Raw genomic sequence first — 22,883 nt, forward strand, 5'->3', positions numbered from 1 at the left:
TCACTCCCAGTCATTCCCAGGCGAAGCGGGCGTCGGGGGCGTCGTCGCGGAGCACGCTGCCCTCGATCAGCCCGTAGGGGCGGTCGGCCGCGTGGAACACCTCGTTGGGGTTGTCCAGCCCGAACGGGGTGAGGTCGACCAGGAAGTGGTGCTTGTTCGGCATCGCCAGGCGCACCTCGCAGACCTCCTCGCGGGCGTTCAGGACCCGCTCGCCCATCGCGTAGAGCGTCTGCTGCAGCGAAAGGCTGTAAGTCTCGGCGAACGCCCCGAGCAGGTGGCGGCGCACCTCGTCGTACGACTCCCCGTACGCCGTCCCATGCCCGGCCGCTCCTGGCAGGTGCCGCCAGCGGGCCGAGACGGCGGTAGCGAGGACGCGGTCCTTGGTGGGGGGCAGGGTGGTGTACTCGTCCTCGACGAAGCCGGAGAACTCCGAGTCGGTCGAGTTGAGCACCACCAGGTCCCTCAGCCCGGAGACCACGGTGGTGGTGCCGTCCCGGTCGTGGTGGACGGCGCAGGTGCGCGTCTCCCGGCCGGAGCGGACGAAGGAGTGCCGCCCGCGCTCCCCCGCGACGTCCTCGGACACCGGGACGCGGTCCCAGAAGTGCTCCTCGATCTCCACGCGGGCGTGGTGGACGGTGGGCTGCGACTCCACGTAGTGGCGGGCCAGCAGGATCGCGAAGTCCTCGATCTCCGTCACGCCGTGCTTCCTGGCGAAGGCGTACACGGTGTTCTTCTGCGTGTCGGTCGGCAGGACCGCGGCGTTGTCCCCGGTGAGGTGGACCGCCTCCATGTCGCCGGACAGCGCCGAGCCGACTGTGACGTCCTTGATGTGGTGGACGCCGCCGTCCCTGACGACGCGGACCAGACGGGTCTCCGCCTTGCCGTAGCGGTTGGGGCCGAGAACGACGGGCATGCTTAGCTCCCTCGATACGTCGAGTAGGCGAACGGGCTGAGCAGCAGGGGCACGTGGTGGTGCTCCCGCGGGTCCGCCACCGTGAAGTCGATCGAGACCCGGGGGTAGAAGGCGTCCACCTCGCGGGCGGCGAAGTAGCCGCCGGTCTCGAAGACCAGGCGGTGGTCGCCCTTCCCGCAGGTCCATCCCGCGATCCGCCCGTCGGCGTCGGTGACGCCCTCGGCGAGCACCTCGCCGTCCCGTTCCAGGCGTACGGCGACCCCCGCCGCGGGCCTGCCCAGGGCGGCGTCCAGCACGTGGGTGGACAGGCTCATGGGGCGGCTCCCAGGAGTTTCGCCAGCCGCAGCCGGGTGATCTTCGCGAGTTCGGTCCTGACGACGTCCCGTTCGGTGTCCTCGTCGTTGCCGAGCCGCTCCGTGAGACGGGCCAGCATCTCCTCGGCCGACAGGCCGGTGGCGCAGATCAGGTAGACGTGGCCGAACCGCCGCTCGTAGGCGAGGTTACCCTCCGCCAGCCGGTCGAGGACCTCCCGCCCGGCCGTGTCGACCCCCGCCTGCTCCCCGCGCGACCAGGCCGCCTCCCTCGCCGAGTGCCTTTCCCGGGGCCTTTCCGGGTGCTCTTCCGAGGGCCCTTCCGGGTGGCCGGGCGGCTCGGGACCCGCCGCCGGGCCATTCTCCCTGGGCGGCTCGCCGATCCGGGGGTGGGCGGCCAGCGCCTCACGGACGCCGGACCAGTCAAGCGCCAGCACGGCGGCCTCCGCCGCCTCGGCCAGCCGGTCGAGATCGCGGTAGGGGCGCAGCGCGGCCACCTGCCGGGCGAAGGCCCGGCTGGCGCAGCAGGCCAGCAGCCCGGCCTCGGCCTCCTCGGCGCCCAGCGCGTTGAACGCGGCCGGCCCCGGGACCGGCGGCGCGGAGTTCACGTTAGGCATGTGAGCAGTACACACACCCCCGGCGCGTGCGGTCCAGCGCCAAGAACCGCAAAGTGAGCCATGATTTGCCCCGGATTTTCGTAACATGCTCCAAACTCACCGAACGGCAGGCGAAGGCGATCGCCAACAGCGGGCGACCGTGGCAGGTGAAGGCGAGCGACGACAGCCAGTGAGGCGAGCACCGACGGCGGACGACGGCGGATGAAGACGAGCGACGGCGGACGACGGCGGATGAAGGTGAGCGACGGCGGGCGATAAGAAACGCCGATCGGCGGGGCCCGGTGAACGTCCTGGGTGACGCCTAAAATGGTGGCACTATGACTTCACTCTCCTCCCCCATCGGCGGGCACGTCTCCGTCACCGGCGGTCTCGCCAAGGGCGGGCTGCGGTACGCCGCGGACATCGGCGCCGAGATGATCCAGGTGTTCGTCACCAACCCCCGTGGCTGGGCGCTCTCCGCGGGCGACCCCGCCCAGGACACCGCGCTGCGCGAGTCGGGCGTGCTCTCCTTCGTGCACGCCTCCTACCTCGTCAACATGGGTTCCCCGAGCCCCGAGACGCTGGAGAAGTCGGTGGCCACCGTGCGCCACAACCTGCTGCGCGGCCACGCGATCGGCGCGAAGGGGGTGGTCGTCCACACGGGGTCGGCGGTGAGCCAGCCTCGTGACGCCGCCTTGCGCCAGCTGCGCGAGCATCTCCTGCCGCTCCTGGAGGAGATCCCCGACGACGGGCCCGACCTGCTGCTGGAGTCGATGGCCGGGCAGGGCGGGGTGCTCTGCGCGACCGTCCAGGACCTGGAGCCCTACCTGGAGGCCCTCGACTGGCACCCGAAGGCGGGCGTCTGCTTCGACACCTGCCACGTCTTCTCCGCCGGGCACGACCTGTCGACCTCCGAGGGCGTCAAGGAGACCCTGGACGCCCTGCACGCGATCGCCCCGGGGCGGCTCAAGCTGGTGCACGCTAACGACTCCAAGGACCCGAGCGGCTCCAGGAGGGACCGGCACGAGAACATCGGCGCCGGCCACATCGGCTCCGCCTCCTTCGCCGAGATGATGCGCCATCCCGTGGTGGCGGGGGTGCCGTTCTGCATCGAGACCCCGGGCGGCGCCGAGAAGCACCGCGAGGACATCGACGCGCTCAAGAAGCTCCGCGACACCTGATCCGGCGACCGGCTGCCTGCCGGCGGTCACCGGCAGGCAGGGCCCGCGTCCCCTGAGACCGCGAGGTCGGACGGGACGCCCGTCCTCGTGATCCGACCGCCCCCGTGTGGCCGGATCACGGTCCGGCCCGCTGGCTAGCGCGGGCGTCCCGTCATATCGGAGATCGGCGGCCCCTCCCCTTCCGGCCAAGGACCCGGCGGCCGGGTGATCCGATGTCGTCGGCTGTCGACGGTCACCCGGTGTCCGCGCGTCAGGTCTTACGTGAGCCTTCCGGCTCTGTCCCCCCCTGACGCGGCGGGTCTCGCTCTCCGATGAGGGAACACTAGAGGCGCGTCCAGACGAGTGAGCGGCGCTTTCCCTCCAGCGCGATTAACGGTCAGTAGTTGTCGATGTGCGGAGAGTACCGGCACGACGAACGGCCGCCGGCGGACGACGAACGGTCGATCAGGGGCTTCCGGGACCCACGGGACCCCCGGTAAGGGAGCACACCGGCGGGACGTGTGAGACGCGTGCGGCGAACGGAATCCACGACCGGGAATCCGGCGACGGCAGGTGGACGTCCCAGGCGGGGCGCCCGCGACGAGCACGCGACGCCGTCCGTCCGGGGCGACGCCCGGGAGCGCGACCGGCGACCCGGGGGCGGGCGTGCCGGGGTCCACGCGGGCGTGAATCGCCGCACGGGGGCGTGGGAGCACCGGAGGCGGCCTCGGGCGAGATGCGCCGCACGGCGAGTCGTACGAGCCCATGGAGGGGCAAGGGAGCTTCAGCCCTCTTCCGTACCCCGGGACGACCCACGCGGGATCACCCGGGACCACACGCGGCCACCGGCACGACAAGGAACACGGAAAAAAGAAGCCCTCACCGCCGGGAGAGGCCTTCGCCCCCTCGGGAAGGGCTCCCGCACCCCGGCGGGAAACGGAAACGGAACGGGAGGGAAGGGAAGGGACGCGGCTAGCTCAGGGCCGCGGAGGGCAGGGATCTGCCCCGGACGGCCACCCCGGGGATCGCCGGACGGTCGCGGAACTGGCGGACGAGCCGCTCGCGCACCTGGCGGGTGTGGCGGCGGCTGACCGGGAGCGTCTCGGTGCCCACCCTGAGCATCACCCGGCCGCCGTCGAAGCGCAGCTCGCTCACGTGCCGCACCGAGACGAGCGTGCTGCGGTGCACCCTGATGAACCCCGACCCGGCCCAGCGCCGCTCCAGGGCGGCGAGCGGCATGCGGACCAGGTAGCTGCCCTCGTCGGTGTGCAGCCGGACGTAGTCGCCCTGCGCCTCGGCGAACCAGACGGCCTGCTGCGGCACGAACCTCGTCCGCCCGGCGAGCTCGACCGGGATGACGTCCTCGGGCACCGGGTCGGCCGCCGCGGGGGTCATCGCCTCCAGGCGCCGTACCGCCTCGGCCAGCCGGTCGGCCCTGAGCGGTTTGAGCAGGTAGTCGACCGCCTCCAGCTCGAAGGCCTGCACCGCGCACTCCTCGTGGGCGGTGACGAAGACCAGCCGGGGCGGGTTGGGGAAGCCCGCGATGAGCCTGGCCAGGTCGAGCCCGTCGAGGCCGGGCATCCGGATGTCGAGGAAGACCCCGTCCAGCCGCTCGCCCGTGCCGATCATCTGGACCATGTCCTGGAGCGCGGTGACGCCGCCCACGGCGGTGGAGACGTGCTCGATCCGGGGGTCCTGGCGGAGGAGATAGGCGATCTCCTCAAGAGCGGGGACCTCGTCGTCAACGGCCAGGACTCGCAACATGACCCTACGCTGCCTCCTCGACCACATCCGCCGCAAGCCTCATCGCGACTTCAGGTAATAGTTTGACTACAAGTAGCTATCGGCGGGGGAGCTTGGGCACACGGAGCCTCACCGTGGTGCCCGCGTTCGGGGCACTCTCCACGACCAGGCCGTAGTCCTCGCCGTAGATCTGGCGAAACCGCACGTCCACTCCGGCCAGCCCGATCCCCTCCTCCTCGTCGCCGTGTGAGCCCCCGGACGAGCCCTCGCGTGAGCCCCCGCGCGGGGGGCCGCCGTCGAGGAGCAGCCGGGCCCGCTCGGGAGGCATGCCCAGGCCGTCGTCCTGCACGCTGATGTGCGCCTCGGGACCGGCGTCGCTGACCACCACCCGGACCTCGCCTCGACGTCCCGCCGCGGCCACCCCGTGCCTGACGGCGTTCTCCACCAGGGGCTGCAGGCAGAGGAACGGGACGGGGAGCGACAGCACCTCCGGCGCGACCCGGAGGGTGACGTGGAGCCGGTCGCCGAACCTGGCACGTTCCAGGAGCAGGTAGCGGTCCACGCAGTGCACCTCCTCGGCGAGGGTGGTGAAGTCGCGGGCCCGGCGCAGCGCGTACCGGTTGAAGTCGGCGAACTCCACCAGCAGCTCCCGCGCCCGGTCGGGGTCGGTGCGGACGAAGGAGGCGATGGTGGTGAGCGCGTTGTAGACGAAGTGCGGGGACATCTGGGCGCGCAGCGCCCGCATCTCGGCCGCCATCGTCCGCCGCCGCGAGGAGTCGACCTCGGCCAGCTCCAGCTGCCCCGACACCCACCGGCCGACCTCGGTGACGGTCCGCACCAGCGCCGCGCTCACCACGGTGTCGTACGCGGCGAGCGCCCCGACCACCCGCCCGTCGACGGTGAGCGGCACGACGACCCCGCCCCGGATGTCGCAGCCCGGCGTGTCGCAGGCCAGCTCGTCCCCGGCCACCATGCGGGAGCGGGCGGAGGCGAGGACCGTACGGGCGTGCTCGGGCGCGTGGTCGCGGTGGCAGCCCGCCGCGCCGTCCCACGCGAGCAGGCCGCCGGAGTCGACGACCGCGATGGCGCTGGTGCCCAGCAGTGCGCGCAGGTGGCGGACCGCCTTGCGGGCGGAGTCGCGGGTGAGCCCGGCCCGCAGCGAGGGGGCCGCCATCGCCGCGATGTGCAGGGTGAGGAAGGTGGCCTCGTCCGTCGGGCCGCCCGAAAGGTCCGGGTGCTGCCGGCGCGGGCGGGGGAGGAAGAATCCGAGGAGGGTGCTGAAGGCGCACAGCAGCACCCAGCCGGTCGTCGACATGCGGGAAACCGTAGTCAACCAGCCCCTCTGATCAGGGGCGAACGCCGATCACGGTGGGCCTTCGCCCGCTTCCTCCTGATAGGAGTAGCGCTGCTCGCGCCAGGGGTCGGCGATGTTGTGGTAGCCGCGCTCCTCCCAGAAGCCGCGCCTGTCCTCCAGCAGGTACTCCACGGCGCGGACCCACTTGACGCTCTTCCACGCGTACAGGTGCGGGACGATCATCCGCACCGGGAAGCCGCGTTCCGGGGAGATGGGCTTCTCGTCGAACTCCAGCGCGAACATCGTCTGGGAGCGGGCGAAGTCGCCTATCCGGACGTTGGCGCTGTAGCCGTACTCGCCCCAGATCATCACGTGTTTCACGTCGGGCGCGGGCGGGGCGATCTTCATCAGCGTCTCCGTGGACACCCCGCTCCACTCGTTGCCCATGATCGAGAACTTGGTGACGCAGTGGAAGTCGGCCAGGATCGTGGTACGCGGCAGCTCGGAGAACTGGGGCCAGGTGAAGCGGTGCTGATCGCCCGAGGCGGTCGCCCCCATGACGTGCAACTGCCAGGTCGCCGGGCGGAACGTGGGGACCCGGCCGTAGTGGATCACCGGCCTGCCCCGGGGAACGTACTGGCCCGGCGGCAGGCGAGGCTCCTCGGGCGGTTCGGACTGCTCCACCGTCACTCCCCTCGCCGTTTCCCCGCTGGCACGGGGTAATCCTGCCATCGTCGGTCCGCCGCCATCTCGGTGGCCACCGCATTGCACCCTTCCCCGTCCCGCCCCCGGGTCACGGGAGAGCGCGTTCTCGTCGTGCGCTATCATTTGCCGCTATGCGCACCACGTTCTGGTTTTGGTATGGCGACGGACCCTTAGGTCGGACCGTTCGCCACCAGATGCTGCGCTGACAGCCTGGCGGACGAAAGGCCCCGGGTCCGGTTTTCGGACCCGGGGCCTTTCGCGTTTTCCGGCCTTCTTCAAAAACCCCACAACCACGAGAACCATCGGTGTCCGCCGCGAACGGCGGACGCCGATGGAGAGATCGAGAGGGAGAGAAATGGTCATCGTCATGGGTCCCGGCGCCACCCGGGAGAACGTCGAGGCGATCGTGGAGATCATCGCCGCGGCGGGCGGCGAGGCGTTCGTCAGCCGGGGAGTGAGCCGCACGATCATCGGCCTGGTGGGCGACATCGCCCAGCTCGCCACTCTTGACCTGCGCGGGATGCCGGGGGTGGCCGACGTGATCCGGGTGAGCGCGCCGTACAAGCTGGTGAGCCGGGACAACCACCCCGAGCGGTCCACCGTGCGGGTCGGCGGCGTGCCGATCGGCCCGGACACGGTCACCCTGATCGCCGGGCCGTGCGCGGTGGAGACCCCGGAGCAGACCCTGGGGGCCGCCCTGATGGCGAAGGCGGCCGGGGCCACCCTGCTGCGCGGCGGCGCCTACAAGCCCCGCACCTCCCCGTACGCCTTCCAGGGGCTCGGCGAGGCGGGCCTGCGCATCCTCGCCGACGTGCGCGAGGAGACCGGGCTGCCCGTCGTCACCGAGGTCGTCGACGCCGACGACGTGGAGCTGGTGGCCTCCTACGCCGACATGCTCCAGGTCGGCACCCGCAACGCGCAGAACTTCGCGCTGCTGCAGGCCGTCGGCGCCTCCGGCAAGCCGGTGATGCTCAAGCGCGGGATGAGCGCGACCATCGAGGAGTGGCTGATGGCCGCCGAGCACGTCGCCCAGCGCGGCAACCTCGACATCGTGCTGTGCGAGCGCGGCATCCGCACCTTCGAGACCGCCACCCGCAACACCCTGGACGTCTCGGCGGTGCCGCTCGCCCAGCGGCTGTCGCACCTGCCGGTGATCGTCGACCCGTCCCACTCCGGCGGGCACCGCGACCTGGTCCTGCCGCTCACCCGCGCGGCCATCGCGGCCGGAGCCGACGGAGTGATCATCGATGTCCACCCGCACCCCGAGCAGGCACTCTGCGACGGCCCGCAGGCGCTGGTCGACGGCGACCTGGGCGAGCTCGCCCGGGTGATGGAGCGGTTCCCGCCGCTGCTGGGCAAGGTCGCCGCCGGTGACCTCCTGGCCCCCGCCTGACCTGCGGTCTCGCCCCTCGGGTACGCCCGAGGGGGTCAGGCGTCGATCTTGTACTCCTGCAGGGACCCGGCCAGCTGGACGGCGAGCTCCTCGGCGTCGAGGCGGCGCTCGATCTTCTTCAGGTCGGCGACCTTCGCGGCGGTCTCGGCCTTGCGGGGGGCGAGGAGCGTGCAGCAGTCCTCGTCGGGCAGCTCGGAGATCGCCAGGGTGCCGATGCGGCGGGCCTCGGCCATGATCTCGGTCTTGTCGAGGCCGATGAGGGGACGCAGGATCGGCATGTCGACGGCGTCGTCCTGGGCGGTGATGTTCTGCAGGGTCTGCGAGGAGACCTGTCCCAGGGAGTCGCCGGTGACCAGGGCCCCGGCGCGCAGGCGGCGGGCGACCTCCTCGCCGGTCTTCAGCATCAGGCGCCGCTGAGTGATGATCGCGAGGCGGTCCTGCCCCGAGGCCTTGATCGACTGCTGGGCCTTGCCGAAGGGGACGACCCACAGCCGGGACCCGCCCTGGAACTTGTCGAGCGCCCTGACCAGCGCGTACGCCTTGTAGATGGACTCCGAGGTGGTGAAGGGGATGCCGGAGAAGTGCAGGAAGTCGACCCGCAGGCCACGGCGCATCATCCGGTAGGCGGCCACCGGGGAGTCGATGCCGCCGGACATCAGCACCAGGCCCCTGCCGCTGGTGCCGACCGGCAGCCCGCCCTGGCCCGGCTGCCCGCCGGTGAAGACGAACGCCTCGTCGCGGTCGACCTCGATGGAGACGACCAGCTCGGGGCGCTTCAGGTCGACGGGCAGGCCGTAGATGTCGTTGAGCTCGCCGCCGACCGAGCGGTCCAGCTGCATCGAGGTGAGCGGGAAGCGCTTGTCGCGGCGGCGGGAGCGGACCGCGAAGGAGACGCCGCGCCTGACGTCGTCGCGGTCGGCCAGCAGCTCGATGGCGGCCTTGGTGATCGCCGAGGGGTCCTTCTCCACCCGCCAGGCGCGGTGGACCCAGACCAGGCCGGGGACGTACGAGACGCGCTCGGCGACCGCGTCGGCGATCTCCGCACCACTGCCGTCCGGCAGGAAGAGCGCGATGACACCGTGGCGCTGCCGTACGTCGACCTTGACGCCGACGTCCTTCAGGGCGGCCTTGATGTTGGCCTGCAACCTGCGCTCGAAGAGCTCGCGGTTGTTGCCCTTGAGGACGACCTCGCCCAGTTTGAGCAGAACGCAGGGCTCGCCCAAGGCGGACATGGTCATGGTGCGACCTCCGGTGGAACTTCGAGGGGGACGGGGAGTCGGAGACGCCAGGGAACCGATATCGGGGAACCACGGTCAAGTCTCTCGCGTGCTCACGCAAAGACAACGTCTCGACCTTGTCACTTTAGTCGCGCTTACGACTCGTCGAGGCCCTGCTCGATCGCGTAGCGGACCAGTTCCACCCGATTGTGGAGCTGGAGCTTGTTCAACGTGTTCTGGACGTGGTTCTGCACCGTCCGGTGGGAGAGCACGAGCCGCTCGGCGATCTGCTTGTACGACAGGCCCTTGGCGACCAGGCGGAGCACCTCGGTCTCCCGCTCGGTCAGCCGGGGGGTCGCCTCGGGCGCGGGCCTGGCGGCCAGCCTGCGGTACTCCCCCAGGACGAGTCCCGCCAGGCCGGGGGTGAACACCGCGTCGCCCTCGGCGGTGCGCCTGACCGCGTCGAGGAACTCCTCCTTGCTCGCGGATTTCAGCAGATATCCGGACGCGCCCGCTTTTACGGCCTCCAGCACGTCCTCCTGCTCGCCGCTGGCCGACAGCATCAGCACCCGGGGCGGCGGCTCCGACGCGGCCAGCCTCCTGGCCACCTCGACCCCCGGCAGGTCGGGCAGTTGCAGGTCGAGCACGACCAGCTCGGGCCGGACCGCGGCGGCCACCCGGACCGCCTGCCGCCCCTCCCCGACCGTCGCCACGACCTCGTACCCGGCCTCGGCCAGATCCCTGGCAACCCCGTCCCTCCACATCGGGTGGTCGTCCACCACCATCACGCGCATTGGCCCACCTTAGAGCCGTTCTGTCCCGACCGGCCGGTCTTCTTCACCGGTCGGCACGGCTCAACCGGCCAGTCCTCTTCACCGGCCTGCACAGCTCAACCGACCGGCCTTCTTCACCGGCCCGCACGGTTCAACCGGCCGGCACCGACATCTCGATCTCGGTGCCCCGGCCGGGTTCGGAGATCACGGTGACCGTGCCGCCGAGGTCGGCGATGCGGCCCCGGATCGACTGCGCGACGCCCAGCCGCCCGGCGGCGGCGGCCTCCTCCAGGCGTCCGGGCGCGATGCCCGGCCCCTCGTCCCGCACGGTCACGGTGACCAGCCCGCCCTCGCCCTCGGCGAAGACCCAGGCTGGCGCCCGCGCCCCGCAGTGGCGGGCGACGTTGTCCAGGGCGGCCCCGACCGCGGCGGCCATCTCGGCCGCGGTGGCCGCGGGCAGGGTGAGCGGGGTCGCCGGGGCCGAGACGGTGACCGTGGCCGAGCCGTACCTGTGCAGCAGGACGCACAGGTCGGCGGTGCCGAGGGCGGACGCCTCGGGCCTGAGCCTGACCAGCTCGCGCAACGCGGCCTCCTGCTCGCCCGCGAGCCTGCCCAGCTCGGCCGCCTCACCGCCGATCTCCTGCCCGCGCCGCTGGACCAGCGCGAGCACCTGGAGCACCGAGTCGTGGATGCCCCGGGCGAGCCGTTCCCGCTCCCGCCCGGCCGCCTCCAGCTCGATCGCCTGCTGCATGCGTTCCTCGGCCCTCTTGGCCAGCCGGGCCACGTGCCCGACGACCACCCCGGCGAGGAAGAGCAGGACGGTGCCGTTGATCGGCAGCATGTCCAGGTCACCCCCGAGGACACCGCGCAGCCACAGGTCGGCCAGCGAGACGATCAGCGCGGCCACCGCCCCCAGCCGCCGCCCGCCGTACACCGCCCAGGCGAGCACCGCCCCGCCCATCCAGGTGCCGGTGATCGGCAGGCTGCCCTGCTGGTAAACGCCCTGCACGGCCGGGGTGGCGAGCAGGCAGCCCACGGTCACGAGCATGTCGGCGGCGAGCAGGGGCCGTCCTCGGAGCTCCCCGACGGAGTAGGCGAAGATCGTCGCCACGGTCCACAGGGCCATGACACCGATCACCGTCCAGCCGGTCATCGGGTGGGCGTACCCCCCGGCGCGGATGAGCAGGACCGCCGCGTACGCGAGGGATGCGACGCGGAAAACCGCGACCGCTCGCCAGAACGGATCCTCGATTCCCGTCACCGGCCGCCCGCGCCTTTCTCCGGAAAGGCCACGAGCTGCAATAATCCCCTGATTTCCCTCTCACGAGAAACTGGAACATGTCCCACGTAGATCACTTCTCCTATGGCCTGCTCACCCCCGTGCTGGCCTACGTCATGTCGGGCGTCGGATGCATGCTCGGCCTGCTGCTCACCGCCAAGGCCCGCGCGACGGGGGGCGCGGCCCGCGTCCGCTGGCTGGCGGGCGGGGCGCTCTCCATCGGCGGCACCGGCATCTGGGTCATGCACTTCGTCGCCATGATGGGCTTCGCCGTCGGCGGTGGCCAGATCCGCTACGACGTGCCGCTGACGGTCGGCTCGGCGGCCCTGGCCGTCGTCATCGTGGGCGCGGGCCTGTTCCTGGTCTCCTACCAGGGCGAGAGGCCGCTCTCCCTCCTGTCGGGCGGTGTGCTCACCGGCCTCGGCGTGGCGGGGATGCACTACATCGGGATGTTCGCGATGAACATGTCGGCGCGGGTCTCCTACGACCCGCTGCTGGTCGGGCTCTCGGTGCTGATCGCGATCGCCGCCTCCACGGTGGCGCTCTGGTTCACCCTGCGGGTGAGCGGCGCGCTCGCCACCGGCGGCGCCGCGCTGATCATGGCCCTGGCCGTCTGCGGCATGCACTACACCGGCATGTTCGCGCTTGAGGTACGGCCGCTGATCTCGCTGACGCCGGTCGAGGGGGCGCGGGGCGTCGACTTCATGCTGCCCACACTGGCCCTGGTGAGCCTGCTCACCCTCGGCCTGCTGCTCGCCGTCATCCTGGCCCCCTCTCAGCGGGAGATGGAGAACGACGCCGCCCTGCTGGCCAAGCTGGAGAGCCGCCGCGACGAGGACCGGCTCCGGGAGCCGGTCGCCCCACCGCCGGTCCCGGCGCCGAAGGGCCCGTCGCTCTTCGACTCCCGGGGGCGATGATGTACGGCTTGCGCCCCCGCTGGTGCCTGGTCAAGGCGCAAGCCGTACATGGAGGGGAATCGCGGGCGGCCGCCCTGTGGGGAGGCTAGGGGAGGCCGCTTGCAGAACACTTGACGCGCGCCCTGAGAGACGCCCGGGCGGAACGCTCGCCCGCGTCCAGAGAGCCGTTTCGGGGAGGGGAGACGCCTCAGAGACCTGGAGAGACCGCCTCGGCCGCCCGCCCGTGTCCGGAGGACCCGGGGGCCGGGGATCCGCGGGGAGGCGCCTTGGCGGCGTCCCCGTGGCTCCCGGGAGAAGGACCTCGACGGCCCCCGCGAAGGCACGGCGGCCGAAGCCCGGGGGCGAGGCTCCGTGAGTTCCCTCGGCTTCCCCGCACGGAGCCCTCGGCTCCCCGAGCGGAGCCCTCAGCCGAAGAAGACCTCGGCCTCCTCGTAGCGGCTGACCGGCACGGTCTTCAGCTCCTTGGTAGCCTCGTCGAGGCCGACCCTGACGATGTCGGTGCCCTGCAGGGCGACCATCTTGCCGAAGTCGCCCTCCTGCACCGCGTCGATGGCCTGCAGGCCGAACCGGGTGGCGAGCACCCGGTCGAAGGCCGTGGGGGTGCCGCCGCGCTGGATGTGGCCGAGCACGGTGGTGCGGGCCTCCTTGCCGGTGCGCTTCTCGATCTCCTTGGCGAGGTTCTCGCCGATGCCGCCGAGCCGCACGTGGCCGAAGGCGTCGAGCTCGCCCGCCTGCAGCGCCATCTGGCCCTCGACCGGGTGCGCGCCCTCGGCCACGACGATGATCGGCGCGTAGCGCGTCTTGAAGCGGGACTCGACGTAGGCGCAGACCTTGTCGATGTCGAAGGGCTTCTCCGGGATGAGGATGACGTTGGCGCCGCCCGCCATTCCGGCGTGCAGGGCGATCCAGCCCGCGTGGCGGCCCATGACCTCGCAGATCAGCGCGCGGTGGTGGGACTCGGCGGTGGTGTGCAGGCGGTCGATCGCCTCGACGGCGATGTTGACGGCCGTGTCGAAGCCGAAGGTGTAGTCGGTCGCGTTGAGGTCGTTGTCGATCGTCTTGGGCACGCCGACGACCTTCACGCCCTTGTCGAAGAGCTGCTTGGCCACACCGAGGGTGTCCTCGCCGCCGATCGCGATCAGCGCGTCGACCCCGCCCTTCGCGAGGTTTTCCTTGATCTTCTCAACGCCACCCTCGATCTTGATCGGGTTGGTCCTGGAAGAGCCAAGGATCGTTCCGCCACGCGGCAGGATTCCGCGTACGGCGTCGATGTCAAGCGGCATGGTGTCGCCCTCAAGGGGACCACGCCAGCCGTCACGGAAGCCGACGAACTCGTGTCCGTGAACGCCCACTCCCTTGCGCACGACGGCGCGGATAACGGCGTTCAGGCCGGGGCAGTCGCCGCCCCCGGTGAGCACTCCGATACGCATGGCATCCTCCGGTAATGAGTTCGATACAAGATGGCCAGACTAAGTGGCACGGCCGGTCCGGCGATGGGTTTTCGCCACCGACGCAACGCATTCTGCCCGCAGATGCGCCCAGTGGTCTAGACCAAGGAGAGTAGTCCTAACATGTCGTTTTCCGCGATCGACGGGTGAGCCCCGCCGGCCGGACCCGGTTCCCCGCGTCCGGCCGGGCGCGCATACCGGAAACACGGCGGAGGCCTCCGGGACCGCCCTCCAACAGAGGGTAGGGCAGGGGTACGCCGGAGACCTCCGGGACCACCCTCGGTGAGGCCGGGGCGGGGGTACGCCGGAGAGACCCCCGCGGATGGGCCGCCCCTCGGGGAGGCTAGAGGAGAGGCAGCACGCAGGAGGGGGTACCGACGGCGAAGACCTCCTCCGCGGGCCGCGGCACGCCGCCCTTGAGCGGGAGCACGGCGATGCCGTCCGAGCGCTGGTTGGCCACGTACACGCGGTCGTCGGCGATGGCGAAGTGCCGGGGCCAGGTGCCGCCGCAGGGGACCTCCGCCACCGGCTCCAGCCCGGGACCCGCGAAGACCGCGATCGTGTCGGGCCCCCGGTTGGCGACGTAGACGAGCCCGCCGAGGACCTCCAGGTGCGAGGGCTGGTTGTGCCCCCCGCTCCCGCTGGCCGGGACTACGGCGACCTCGCGCCACTCCCCACCGGAGACGGCTGAGACACCCGCGACACCCGGGACACCCGAGGCGTCGGAGGCGTCGGAGGCGTCGGGACCATCGATGCCGTCAGGGCCGTCAGGGCCGTCAGGGCCGTCAAGACCGTCGGAGACCTCGTAGACGCGCACGGTGCCGTCCAGCTCCCCCGCCACGTACCAGTGGCCGTCCGACCAGGCCATGTGCCGGGGGCCCATGCCGGACGCGAGCCGCACCGGGCCCGCGGGGTGCGGGACAACCTCGTCCCCGACCAGGTAGCGGCGGACCTCGTCGGAGCCCAGGTCGCTCACGTACAGCACCCCGTCGGGGCCGAAGACGGCCTGGTGGGCGTGGGCGCCCTCGCGGTAGGGGAAGATCCACACGTCGGTCAGGAGGCCGGACCCGTCGATGCCGTGCACGCTGACCGTGCCGTCGCCGTAGTTGGCCACCGCGAGACGCGTACCGGTGGGATCCACCGCCAGATGGCAGGGGGCCGATCCCTCGCTGGGCCGCTGCGCGAGCGGGCTCAGCGTGCCGTCTCCGGCGCGGGCGAAGACGCCGACCGTGCCGCGCTCGCTCTCCCCCACCGCGTAGAGGACCGGGAGGGTGGGGTGGACGGCGAGGAAGGAGGGGCCGGAGGCGGCCGTCTCCCCGAGCCTCGCGAGGCTCCCCAGCTCGACCAGGGTGATCCCCGGCCCGGACCCGTTGGTGTCCGGGGTGTATCCACCGATGTACGCGACCTCAGCCATCATGCTCCCGCCATGGGCGCGGCACGCGCCGCCCCCGCTCATCATCCGTTCTCAGCCGAAGTGCGAAGTTAGCGCAGCTGGCCGCCGATCTACAGGAGCCCACGTCGGCCAATTCATTGACCTCGTCAACGAATTGGTTGATGCTGTCAAGCATGGAGAGACACGTGGCGGACGTCCGAGCCTTCAACCGCTTCTACACGAGGCTGATCGGCCTGCTCCACCAGGGCGTCCTCGACAGCTCCTATTCGCTGACCGAGGTGCGGGTGCTGTTCGAGCTGGATCGCGCGGGCCGGATGGAGACGGGCGACCTGCGGCGGCTGCTCGGGCTCGACGCCGGATACCTCAGCCGGATGCTCGGCAGGTTCGAGGGCGACGGCCTCGTGGTGCGCGAGCGGTCCGCCACCGACGCGCGGCGGCAGGTGGTCGAGCTCACCGCAGAGGGCAAGACCAGGTTCGCGGGCTTCGACGAGCGCGCGGCGGAGGAGGTACGCGAGCTGCTGGCCGGGGTGACCGACGAGGATCGCGGGCGGCTGGTCGCGAGCATGGCGACGATCGAGGGGATCCTCGGCCGCGCGCCGAGGACGGACCGGCCGTACGTCATCCGGCCGCCGCGCTCGGGCGACCTCGGCTGGGTGGTCTACCGGCACGGCACGCTCTACAGCCAGGAGCAGGGCTGGGGGATGGACTTCGAGGCGATGGTGGCCAGGATCGTGGCCAACTACGTGGACGGCCACGATCCCCGGCGCGAGGCGGGCTGGATCGCCGAGGTGGACGGCGAGCGCGCCGGGTGCGTCTTCTGCGTGCGCAAGGACGACGAGACCGCGCAGCTGCGGATGCTGCTGGTCGAGCCGTCCACGCGCGGCATGGGGATCGGCACCCGGCTAGTGGACGAGTGCGTGCGCTTCGCCAGGGCGGCCGGCTACCGGCGGATGACGCTGTGGACCAGGGACGTGCTGGTGGGCGCCAGGCGCATCTACCAGGCGACGGGCTTCGAGCTGGTCGGGAAGGAGCGGGGCGGGGGCGACGGGTCCAACGGCGTCAGCGGGGCCGGCGGCGCCTTCGTCGAGGAGATCTGGGCCCGCGACCTCTGAGCCCGTCTCTCCCGGCCCTGCCCGCACCTCGCCCGGTGGGCGGGGTGCGGGCAGGCCGTGAGCCATGAGCCATGAGCCGTGGGCCGTGGGCCGTGGGCCGTGGGCCGTGGGCCGTGGGCCGTGGGCCGTGGGCCGTGGGCCGTGGGCCGTGGGCCGTGGGCCGTGGGCCGTGGGCCGTGGGCCGTGGGCCGTACGAGGGTTCAGCCCGACAGGCCGACGCGGTCGTGGAGGCGGCGCAGGGGGCCGGGTGCCCACCAGTTGGCCTCACCGGCCAGGCGCATGGCGGCTGGGACGAGGATCGCGCGGATCACGGTCGCGTCCACGAGGATCGCCACCGCCATCCCCACGCCCAGCATCTGCACGAAGACCACCTCCGCGGTCCCGTAGGCCGCGAACGACACCGCCAGGATCCCGCCCGCCGCCGTGACGAGGGGGGCACCGCGCTGGAGCCCGGTCACCACGGCCCCCGAGGTGTCACCGGTCAGGTCGTACTCCTCCTTGATCAGTGACAGCAGGAAGACCTCGTAGTCCATCGAGAGCCCGTACGCGACGCAGAACATCAGGATCGGGACGCTCGGGTCGAGGGTCCCCGTGGGGGTGAAGCCCAGCAGGCCTGACAGATTGCCGTCCTGGTAGACCCAGACCAGGGCGCCGAACATGACCGACAGGCTGAGCAGGTTGAGCACCGTCGCCTTGACCGGGATGAGCACGCTGCCCGTCATCAGGAACAGCACCGCGAAGGTGATCGCCAGGATCAGCCCGAGCAGCGTCGGCAGCCGCTCGATCACGGCCTGCCGGTAGTCGGCCAGCTCGGCCGGATAACCGCCGACCAGCACCTCGAACGGCGCCCGCAGCGCCCTGACGTCGTGGACCAGCCGGACGGGGTCGCCCTCCATCAGCTCGGCGGAGGGGACCACCGACAACCAGGTGCCCCCTGTGCCTCCCGCGCCCGCGAACCGCGACGGGTCTCCGGCGGAGACCAGGGCACCCGCCGCGTACGACCCGGCGGCGGAGTCGACCTGGGCGACGCCCGGAAGGCGGGAGAGCGCGGCGGCGTAACCGGAGACGGCCCCGGGAGCGGCTCCGGCCGCGCCCGTGGAGACGATCTGGAGGGCGTCGGTCTCCTCGGCGGGGAACTCCGCGCGGATCACGTCCGAGGTCTGCCTGGCGGGCGCGGACACGGGCAGGACGCGGTCGTCGGCGACGCCGAAGCGCAGGCCGAGGAAGGGCGAGCCGAGCAGCAGGAGCACCGCGGCCGCGACCCCGCCGTAGACGACCGGCCGTCGCATGACGCGGGCCGCCAGGCCGCGCCAGAAGGTCCCTCCGGCCGCGGCCGGGCGGCGTGAAAGCACCCGGTCGCCGACGGCGGCGAGGATGGCGGGCAGCACGAGCACGGCACCGGCCACTCCCCCGGCGACGACCGCGATCCCCGCGTAGGCGAAGGAGCGGAAGAAGTCGAAGGGCATGAACAGGAGCACGCTCAGCGAGGCGGCGACCGTCACCCCACTGAAGATCACCGTACGGCCGGCCCGCTCGACGGCGCGGGCGACCGCCTCGTACCTGTCCCTGCCCAGCGCCACCTCCTCCCGGAAGCGGGCGATCATGAACAGCGAGTAGTCGACGCCCAGGCCGAGTCCCATGGCCAGGGTGAGGTTCAGCGCGAACGTCGACAGGTCGGCGTACAGGAGCGGTATCCGCAGCAGCGCCAGCCCGATCACCATGGCCAGTACGCCGAGCAGGACCGGCAGCACGGCGGCGAGGACGCGCCGCAGGTGGACCCAGAGCAGCACGAGTACGAGCGGGACGACCACCAGCTCGGCGCGGACGAAGTCCTGCCTGGCCAGTGGCACGGTCTGGCGGAAGACCTCCTCGCCGCCGCCCGCCCTGACGGTGGTCGCGGCGTCGCCGCGCAGCACCTCGGGAATGATCCTCGGCAGGATCTCGGAGCGGACCCGGTCGGCGTCGCCGGGGATGCGGGCGACCACGAGCGCGTGCCTGCCGTCCTCGCTGCGCAGCGTGGCGGGGTTGCCCCGCGACCAGTAGGAGGCCGTCTCGGCCACGCCCTCGAAGGCCGCCAGCCGGGCGGTGAGCGCCCGGCCGGAGGCCGCGACGGCGGGGGTGTCGACGGTCCCGTTCCTCGCGGTGACCAGCAGGACCAGGTCTGCGCTCCCGGTGCCGAAGCGCGCGGCCAGCTCGGCCTGGGCCCGGTCGGACTCCGAGCCCGGCGCCTCGTACCTGGCCAGGGAGAGCCCGGACACCGTACCCGCCGCCAGCACGGCCAGCACGACGGCGCCGAGCAGGGCGAGGACCATCACCGGGCGGCGGCGCCGCGCGAGGAGGTGGCCGAGCCGTCTCAGCGGCGGTACGGGAGGCGCCACGACCGGACGCGGGTCAGTCTTCATGATCATCCCCGAAAGTCGGTAAACTACTCGTATTTTGCGACTCGGGATAGGAATACAAGTAAATGCTCGCATTTGTCAACGGGACGACTTACGCCCGCGGGGCGACGCACGCCTACGGGACAACGCATGCCTGAGAGACACCCCGCGACCGGGCAGCGGACAGTCAAGCGGCAGGCTCGCGGTCTCAAGCGGATGGAGGAGATCCTCGACGCCGCCGAGACGGTGATCGCCGAGATCGGTTACGCCGACATGACCACGAACGCGGTGGCCGAGCGGGCGGGGATGTCCCCGGGCTCGCTGTACCAGTTCTTCCGCAACAAGGAGGAGATCCTGGACGGCCTGCTCGACCGGTTCACCGGGGGGCGGGGCGCGCACTGGGAGGCCAGGCTCACCGGTGACGTCATCCGGATGCCCGCGGCCGAGCTGATCGACCAGGTAGTGGACGAGATCGTCGCCTACAAGGCCTCCCGCCCCGCCTACTGGGCCCTGCTGCACGGCTCCGCCACGGGCGACCGGCTGGCGGCGGCGTCCGAGCGGCTCCACCGGGGTGTCGCCCGGCGCATCGCCGAGGTCCTCGCCGTACGCGCCCCCCATCTCGGTGAGGAGCGGCGCCTGCTGGTCGCCACCATGATGCTGGCCACCATCAGGGCCGTGCTCCCATTGATCGCGGCGGGGTCACCGGAACGCGCGGCGGAGCTGACCGCCGAGCTCAAGGCCCTGCTCACGGGCTACCTGTCGACCTCCACGGACCCCGGACCCGACCCCGGACCCGGACCCGGACCAGGCACCTGAACCAGCCTCCGGGCTCCGGCCGGAAACCAGGAGCCCATCCTCCACGGACCTCAGCCAGGAACCGTCCCACACGGACATCAGGCCCCTGGCCGACCACTCCCCCACGAACACCGGCAAAAGCTAAAGCACCGGCCGACCAACCCGACCCTCCACGGACTCCGGCCGGGAACCAAGGACCAGGAGCCAGGAACCAGGCCGACCAGAGACCAGGCCGACCAGAGACCAGGGACCAGGCCGACCACCCCGGCCCCCGCGGACTCCGGCCGGAAACCGAACACCCGATCAACGACCCCGAAGCCCCTCTTCCGCCGGACTCCCGCAGGCCACCCGAGGCCGCTCCCGCGGATCACCGCAGGTCAGGACCAGACAGGGAAGTCGTCACACCCCCACCCTAATTCCCTATTTATAGATAGGTATTATGTGGTTACTATCGGGGGCACCACCCCGTTCCGTTTGAGCCCTATGAGGCGAAGATGCGCTTGCACTGGTTCCTGCCGACCACCGGCGACGGCCATCACGTCAGGCCCGCCACGACCACCGTCGCGGCGGGAGGCGCCGCGGCCAGGCCCGCGACGCTCGACTACCTGTCCCAGGTGGCCCGCGCCGCCGAGGCGGCCGGTTTCGAAGCGGTGCTGACCCCGGTCGGGGCGGGCTGTCCCGACCCCCTGGTGGCGTGCAGCGCCGTCGCGGCGCGGACAGAGCGGCTCAAGCTGCTGGTGGCCTTCCGGCCCGGCTTCACCCTCCCCACCCTGCTCGCCCAGCAGGCGCAGACCCTCCAGGAGATCAGCGAGGGGAGGCTCCTGCTCAACGTGGTCACCGGCGGCGATCCCGGGGAGCAGCGCGCCTACGGCGACTTCCTCGACCACGACGCCCGCTACGAGCGCACCGGCGAGTTCATCGAGGTGCTCAGGCGCACCTGGGCGGGCGAGCCGTTCGACCACACGGGCGCCCACTACCGGGTGTCGGGGGGAGGGCTCGCCACTCCGCTCCTCGACACCCCCGACATCTACTTCGGCGGCGCCTCCCCCGCCGCGGAGCGGGTGGCCGCCGCCGGGGCGGACGTCTACCTGATGTGGGGCGAGCCCCCGGCGATGATCGCCGAGAGGATCGCCCGGGTGCGCAAGCTCGCCGCCGAGGCGGGCCGCGAGCCGCGGTTCGGCATCCGGCTCCACGTCATCGCCCGCGACACCTCCGAGGAGGCCTGGGCGCACGCCCGGCGCCTGCTCGACGGCATGGACCCGGACAGGATCGCCGCCGCCCAGGCGCGGTTCGCCCGGATGGACTCCGTGGGGCAGCGCCGCATGGCCGACCTCCACGGCGGTTCCGCGGACGCGCTGGAGATCTCGCCCAACCTCTGGGCGGGGGTCGGGCTGGTCAGGGAGGGCGCGGGCACCGCGCTGGTCGGCAGCTACGCGGAGGTCGCCGAGCGTATCCGCGAATACTCCGAGCTGGGCCTGTCGGAGTTCATCCTGTCGGGCTGGCCGCACCTGGAGGAGGCCTGGCGGGTGGGCGACTTCGTCCTCCCCCTGCTGGCCGCCCCCGCGCTCGCCACGTGAGCGTCCTCACCTCCCGTCCCGGCCTCTCCCATCTTCGACCCGCGTCGGGGTTCTGGCGGGCACTGGCACTGCGGGCCGGGGCGATCGTCGCGCTGGTCGCGATCTGGCAGGCCGTGGCGATGGCCGGGATCTGGCCGCCGGTCTTCGTGCCGGAGCCCGTCGCGGTCTGGGACCAGTTCCTGCGCACCACCGTCGAGGGGGTGAGCGGCTACACCCTCCAGGAGCACCTGCTCACCAGCCTGCGCCGCATCCTGCTCGGCTGCCTGTACGGGGTGACGGGCGGCATCGCGCTGGGGCTGCTGATCGGCATGGTCCCGACGCTGCGCGCGCTGCTGGGCCCGCTGGTCACGTTCGTCCGCACCCTGCCGCCGCTGGCGTACCTCAGCCTGCTGGTGATCTGGTTCGGCATCGACGAGGAGCCCAAGATCTGGCTCCTGCTGCTCGCCGCGCTCCCGCCGGTCGCGGTGGCCACCGCCGACGCCGTGCGCGGGGTGCACGAGGACTACCTGAACGCGGCCCGCTCGCTGGGCGCCCGACGGCACGAGCTGCCGCTGCGGGTGGTGCTGCCGAGCGCGCTGCCCGAGATCATCACGGGTGTACGGGTGGCCGTGGGCGTCGCGTACACCACCGTGGTCGCCGCCGAGACCGTGAACGGCGTGCCCGGCATCGGCGGCATGGTCCGCGACGCCCAGCGCTACAACCAGACGGACGTGGTGGTGCTCGGGATCATCGTCATCGGCCTGTCCGGCCTGCTCATCGACTTCCTCCTGCAAACGCTGGACCGCCGCCTGGTTCCCTGGCGCGGCCGTACCTAGGAAAGACCCCCATGAAACGCATGAACCCGTGAAGCGCGCCGCGCTCGTCCTGACCGCCGCCGCCCTCGCCCTGACCGCCTGCGGGTCCGGTACGGAGGAGGCCAAGCCCGCCGCCGACGGCTCCCCGGCGACCCTGCGCATCGGCTACCAGCTCATTCCCAACGGCGACCTGATCGTCAAGGACCAGCAGTGGCTGGAGAAGGCGCTGCCGAACACCAAGATCACGTGGAGCAAGTTCGACTCGGGCGGCGACGTGAACACCGCGATGATCGCCGGGTCGCTGGACATCGGGCTGGCGGGCAGCAGCCCGGTCACCCGGGGCCTGTCGGCGCCCCTCGACATCCCGTACCGGGTGCCGTGGATCTTCGACGTGATCGGGGACAACGAGGCGCTCGTCGCCCGGGGCGGCGTGACCGGGGTCAAGGGGCTCGCGGGCAAGCGGGTCGCGGCCCCCTTCGCCTCGACCACCCACTACAGCCTGCTCGCCGCGCTCGCCGAGGCCGGGCTGTCCGAGGCCGACGTGAAGATCCTCGACATGGAGCCGCCGGACATCCAGGCCGCCTGGCAGCGCGGTGACATCGACGCCGCCTACGTCTGGACGCCCACCCTGGCCGAGCTGCAGAAGAACGGCGGCACGACGCTGGTCACCAGCCGCGAGCTGGCCCAGCGGGGCAAGCTCACCGCCGACCTCGCGGTGGTGAGCGACGACTTCGCGAAGAAGTACCCGAAGGCGCTGCACGTCTGGCTCCAGCAGCAGGACCGCGCGGTCAAGCTGGCCAGGAGCGACAAGGACGCCGCCGCCGCGGCCATCGGCCGCCAGCTCAACCTCGACCCGGCGGAGGCCGGGCGCCAGCTCGGCCAGCTCGTGCTCCTCGACGCCACGGAGCAGCGTTCCGCCGAGTATCTCGGCACCCCCTCGGCCCCCGGCAAGTTCGCCGAGAACCTGCACAGCTCCGCCGAGTTCCTCAAGGGCCAGAAGAAGGTGGACGCCGTACCGGAGCTGAGCGTCTTCCAGAAGGGCCTGGCCACGCAGGAGCTCGCGGATGCCTTCGCCGGAAGCTGAG

At 71.8% G+C, this 22,883-nt stretch carries 20 protein-coding genes; 8 read left to right on the top strand and 12 right to left on the bottom strand.

Features of this window, described 5'->3' with window-relative positions; translation table 11 throughout:
• Window positions 1-10: 10 nt before the first annotated feature.
• The 3 genes from pucL to ACSC1Q_RS02645 are packed head-to-tail and all read right to left on the bottom strand — an operon-like array spanning window position 11 to window position 1,841.
• Window positions 11-913 (bottom strand): factor-independent urate hydroxylase, encoded by a 903-nt coding sequence (gene pucL, locus ACSC1Q_RS02635; RefSeq protein WP_436756998.1) that lies wholly within the window; start codon window positions 911-913, stop codon window positions 11-13.
• 2 nt (window positions 914-915) lie between these two features.
• A complete protein-coding gene (uraH, locus tag ACSC1Q_RS02640) occupies window positions 916-1,227 on the bottom strand; it encodes a hydroxyisourate hydrolase (RefSeq protein ID WP_436756999.1) in 312 nt (103 codons plus the stop codon).
• Window positions 1,224-1,841: a 2-oxo-4-hydroxy-4-carboxy-5-ureidoimidazoline decarboxylase gene (locus ACSC1Q_RS02645; RefSeq protein WP_436757000.1), complete on the bottom strand. Its 618-nt coding sequence runs from the start codon at window positions 1,839-1,841 to the stop codon at window positions 1,224-1,226. Before ACSC1Q_RS02645 ends, uraH begins: the two co-directional genes overlap by 4 nt.
• A 317-nt stretch (window positions 1,842-2,158) precedes the next feature.
• Between ACSC1Q_RS02645 and ACSC1Q_RS02650 the strand changes: the two genes are divergently transcribed.
• Window positions 2,159-3,001, top strand: coding sequence for a deoxyribonuclease IV (locus ACSC1Q_RS02650; RefSeq protein WP_436757001.1), 843 nt, complete (start codon window positions 2,159-2,161; stop codon window positions 2,999-3,001).
• A gap of 951 nt (window positions 3,002-3,952) precedes the next feature.
• On the opposite strand, the gene ACSC1Q_RS02655 is transcribed toward ACSC1Q_RS02650, so the two are convergent.
• The 3 genes from ACSC1Q_RS02655 to ACSC1Q_RS02665 all read right to left on the bottom strand — a co-directional run bounded on the left by ACSC1Q_RS02655 (window position 3,953) and on the right by ACSC1Q_RS02665 (window position 6,749).
• Complete coding sequence (locus ACSC1Q_RS02655; protein WP_436757002.1) at window positions 3,953-4,744, bottom strand: LytR/AlgR family response regulator transcription factor; 792 nt, start codon at window positions 4,742-4,744, stop codon at window positions 3,953-3,955.
• Between the two features lie 76 nt (window positions 4,745-4,820).
• Entirely contained in the window at window positions 4,821-6,038 is a 1,218-nt protein-coding gene (locus tag ACSC1Q_RS02660; RefSeq protein ID WP_436757003.1) for a histidine kinase, read from the bottom strand.
• Window positions 6,039-6,086: 48 nt separating this feature from the next.
• Complete coding sequence (locus ACSC1Q_RS02665) at window positions 6,087-6,749, bottom strand: molybdopterin-dependent oxidoreductase (RefSeq protein ID WP_436757004.1); 663 nt, start codon at window positions 6,747-6,749, stop codon at window positions 6,087-6,089.
• Window positions 6,750-7,077: 328 nt separating this feature from the next.
• Between ACSC1Q_RS02665 and aroF the strand changes: the two genes are divergently transcribed.
• The gene (gene aroF / locus ACSC1Q_RS02670; protein WP_436757005.1) at window positions 7,078-8,115 is read left to right on the top strand and encodes a 3-deoxy-7-phosphoheptulonate synthase; all 1,038 of its coding nucleotides are present in this window, start codon (window positions 7,078-7,080) and stop codon (window positions 8,113-8,115) included.
• Window positions 8,116-8,150: 35 nt separating this feature from the next.
• Here the strand turns inward: aroF and thiI are convergent, their stop codons facing one another.
• The 3 genes from thiI to macS form a co-directional block, all read right to left on the bottom strand.
• Entirely contained in the window at window positions 8,151-9,353 is a 1,203-nt protein-coding gene (gene thiI, locus ACSC1Q_RS02675; protein ID WP_350974084.1) for a tRNA uracil 4-sulfurtransferase ThiI, read from the bottom strand.
• Between the two features lie 134 nt (window positions 9,354-9,487).
• On the bottom strand, window positions 9,488-10,117 hold the full coding sequence (locus ACSC1Q_RS02680) for a response regulator (RefSeq protein WP_362677920.1): 630 nt from the start codon (window positions 10,115-10,117) through the stop codon (window positions 9,488-9,490).
• 139 nt (window positions 10,118-10,256) lie between these two features.
• A complete protein-coding gene (macS, locus tag ACSC1Q_RS02685) occupies window positions 10,257-11,366 on the bottom strand; it encodes a MacS family sensor histidine kinase (RefSeq protein ID WP_436757006.1) in 1,110 nt (369 codons plus the stop codon).
• 77 nt (window positions 11,367-11,443) lie between these two features.
• On the opposite strand from macS, the gene ACSC1Q_RS02690 reads away from it, so the two are divergent.
• Window positions 11,444-12,301 carry an MHYT domain-containing protein gene (locus ACSC1Q_RS02690; protein WP_436757007.1) on the top strand — a complete coding sequence of 286 codons (858 nt, stop codon included), beginning with the start codon at window positions 11,444-11,446 and terminating at the stop codon, window positions 12,299-12,301.
• Window positions 12,302-12,705: 404 nt separating this feature from the next.
• Here the strand turns inward: ACSC1Q_RS02690 and ACSC1Q_RS02695 are convergent, their stop codons facing one another.
• Window positions 12,706-13,731: a 6-phosphofructokinase gene (locus ACSC1Q_RS02695; protein WP_436757008.1), complete on the bottom strand. Its 1,026-nt coding sequence runs from the start codon at window positions 13,729-13,731 to the stop codon at window positions 12,706-12,708.
• A 361-nt stretch (window positions 13,732-14,092) separates the two neighbouring features.
• Window positions 14,093-15,163, bottom strand: a complete 1,071-nt coding sequence (locus ACSC1Q_RS02700) for a lactonase family protein (protein ID WP_436757009.1) — start codon at window positions 15,161-15,163, stop codon at window positions 14,093-14,095.
• Between the two features lie 164 nt (window positions 15,164-15,327).
• Here ACSC1Q_RS02700 and ACSC1Q_RS02705 point away from each other — a divergent pair, with 164 nt between their 5' ends.
• A complete protein-coding gene (locus tag ACSC1Q_RS02705; RefSeq protein ID WP_436757010.1) occupies window positions 15,328-16,254 on the top strand; it encodes a bifunctional helix-turn-helix transcriptional regulator/GNAT family N-acetyltransferase in 927 nt (308 codons plus the stop codon).
• 200 nt (window positions 16,255-16,454) lie between these two features.
• On the opposite strand, the gene ACSC1Q_RS02710 is transcribed toward ACSC1Q_RS02705, so the two are convergent.
• Window positions 16,455-18,656, bottom strand: coding sequence for an MMPL family transporter (locus tag ACSC1Q_RS02710; RefSeq protein WP_436757011.1), 2,202 nt, complete (start codon window positions 18,654-18,656; stop codon window positions 16,455-16,457).
• A gap of 126 nt (window positions 18,657-18,782) precedes the next feature.
• Between ACSC1Q_RS02710 and ACSC1Q_RS02715 the strand changes: the two genes are divergently transcribed.
• The 4 genes from ACSC1Q_RS02715 (at window position 18,783) to ACSC1Q_RS02730 (ending at window position 22,882) form a co-directional block, all read left to right on the top strand.
• Window positions 18,783-19,448 carry a TetR/AcrR family transcriptional regulator gene (locus ACSC1Q_RS02715; RefSeq protein WP_436757012.1) on the top strand — a complete coding sequence of 222 codons (666 nt, stop codon included), beginning with the start codon at window positions 18,783-18,785 and terminating at the stop codon, window positions 19,446-19,448.
• Between the two features lie 473 nt (window positions 19,449-19,921).
• Complete coding sequence (locus ACSC1Q_RS02720; protein WP_436757013.1) at window positions 19,922-21,004, top strand: LLM class flavin-dependent oxidoreductase; 1,083 nt, start codon at window positions 19,922-19,924, stop codon at window positions 21,002-21,004.
• The gene (locus tag ACSC1Q_RS02725) at window positions 21,001-21,819 is read left to right on the top strand and encodes an ABC transporter permease (protein ID WP_436757014.1); all 819 of its coding nucleotides are present in this window, start codon (window positions 21,001-21,003) and stop codon (window positions 21,817-21,819) included. Before ACSC1Q_RS02720 ends, ACSC1Q_RS02725 begins: the two co-directional genes overlap by 4 nt.
• 28 nt (window positions 21,820-21,847) lie before the next feature.
• The gene (locus tag ACSC1Q_RS02730; RefSeq protein WP_436757015.1) at window positions 21,848-22,882 is read left to right on the top strand and encodes a taurine ABC transporter substrate-binding protein; all 1,035 of its coding nucleotides are present in this window, start codon (window positions 21,848-21,850) and stop codon (window positions 22,880-22,882) included.
• Window position 22,883: the final 1 nt, after the last annotated feature.

This window comes from Streptosporangium heterodermiicola (assembly GCF_051390675.1).
Lineage (GTDB): Bacteria > Actinomycetota > Actinomycetes > Streptosporangiales > Streptosporangiaceae > Streptosporangium.

Excerpts from the sequence above, each read along its gene's own strand:
- pucL (WP_436756998.1), bottom strand. The coding sequence starts at position 913 with ATGCCCGTCGTTCTCGGCCCCAACCGCTACGGCAAGGCGGAGACCCGT.
- uraH (WP_436756999.1), bottom strand. The coding sequence starts at position 1,227 with ATGAGCCTGTCCACCCACGTGCTGGACGCCGCCCTGGGCAGGCCCGCG.
- ACSC1Q_RS02645 (WP_436757000.1), bottom strand. The coding sequence starts at position 1,841 with ATGCCTAACGTGAACTCCGCGCCGCCGGTCCCGGGGCCGGCCGCGTTC.
- ACSC1Q_RS02650 (WP_436757001.1), top strand. The coding sequence starts at position 2,159 with ATGACTTCACTCTCCTCCCCCATCGGCGGGCACGTCTCCGTCACCGGC.
- ACSC1Q_RS02655 (WP_436757002.1), bottom strand. The coding sequence starts at position 4,744 with ATGTTGCGAGTCCTGGCCGTTGACGACGAGGTCCCCGCTCTTGAGGAG.
- ACSC1Q_RS02660 (WP_436757003.1), bottom strand. The coding sequence starts at position 6,038 with ATGTCGACGACCGGCTGGGTGCTGCTGTGCGCCTTCAGCACCCTCCTC.
- ACSC1Q_RS02665 (WP_436757004.1), bottom strand. The coding sequence starts at position 6,749 with ATGGCAGGATTACCCCGTGCCAGCGGGGAAACGGCGAGGGGAGTGACG.
- aroF (WP_436757005.1), top strand. The coding sequence starts at position 7,078 with ATGGTCATCGTCATGGGTCCCGGCGCCACCCGGGAGAACGTCGAGGCG.
- thiI (WP_350974084.1), bottom strand. The coding sequence starts at position 9,353 with ATGACCATGTCCGCCTTGGGCGAGCCCTGCGTTCTGCTCAAACTGGGC.
- ACSC1Q_RS02680 (WP_362677920.1), bottom strand. The coding sequence starts at position 10,117 with ATGGTGGTGGACGACCACCCGATGTGGAGGGACGGGGTTGCCAGGGAT.
- ACSC1Q_RS02690 (WP_436757007.1), top strand. The coding sequence starts at position 11,444 with ATGTCCCACGTAGATCACTTCTCCTATGGCCTGCTCACCCCCGTGCTG.
- ACSC1Q_RS02695 (WP_436757008.1), bottom strand. The coding sequence starts at position 13,731 with ATGCGTATCGGAGTGCTCACCGGGGGCGGCGACTGCCCCGGCCTGAAC.
- ACSC1Q_RS02700 (WP_436757009.1), bottom strand. The coding sequence starts at position 15,163 with ATGGCTGAGGTCGCGTACATCGGTGGATACACCCCGGACACCAACGGG.
- ACSC1Q_RS02710 (WP_436757011.1), bottom strand. The coding sequence starts at position 18,656 with ATGAAGACTGACCCGCGTCCGGTCGTGGCGCCTCCCGTACCGCCGCTG.
- ACSC1Q_RS02715 (WP_436757012.1), top strand. The coding sequence starts at position 18,783 with ATGCCTGAGAGACACCCCGCGACCGGGCAGCGGACAGTCAAGCGGCAG.
- ACSC1Q_RS02720 (WP_436757013.1), top strand. The coding sequence starts at position 19,922 with ATGCGCTTGCACTGGTTCCTGCCGACCACCGGCGACGGCCATCACGTC.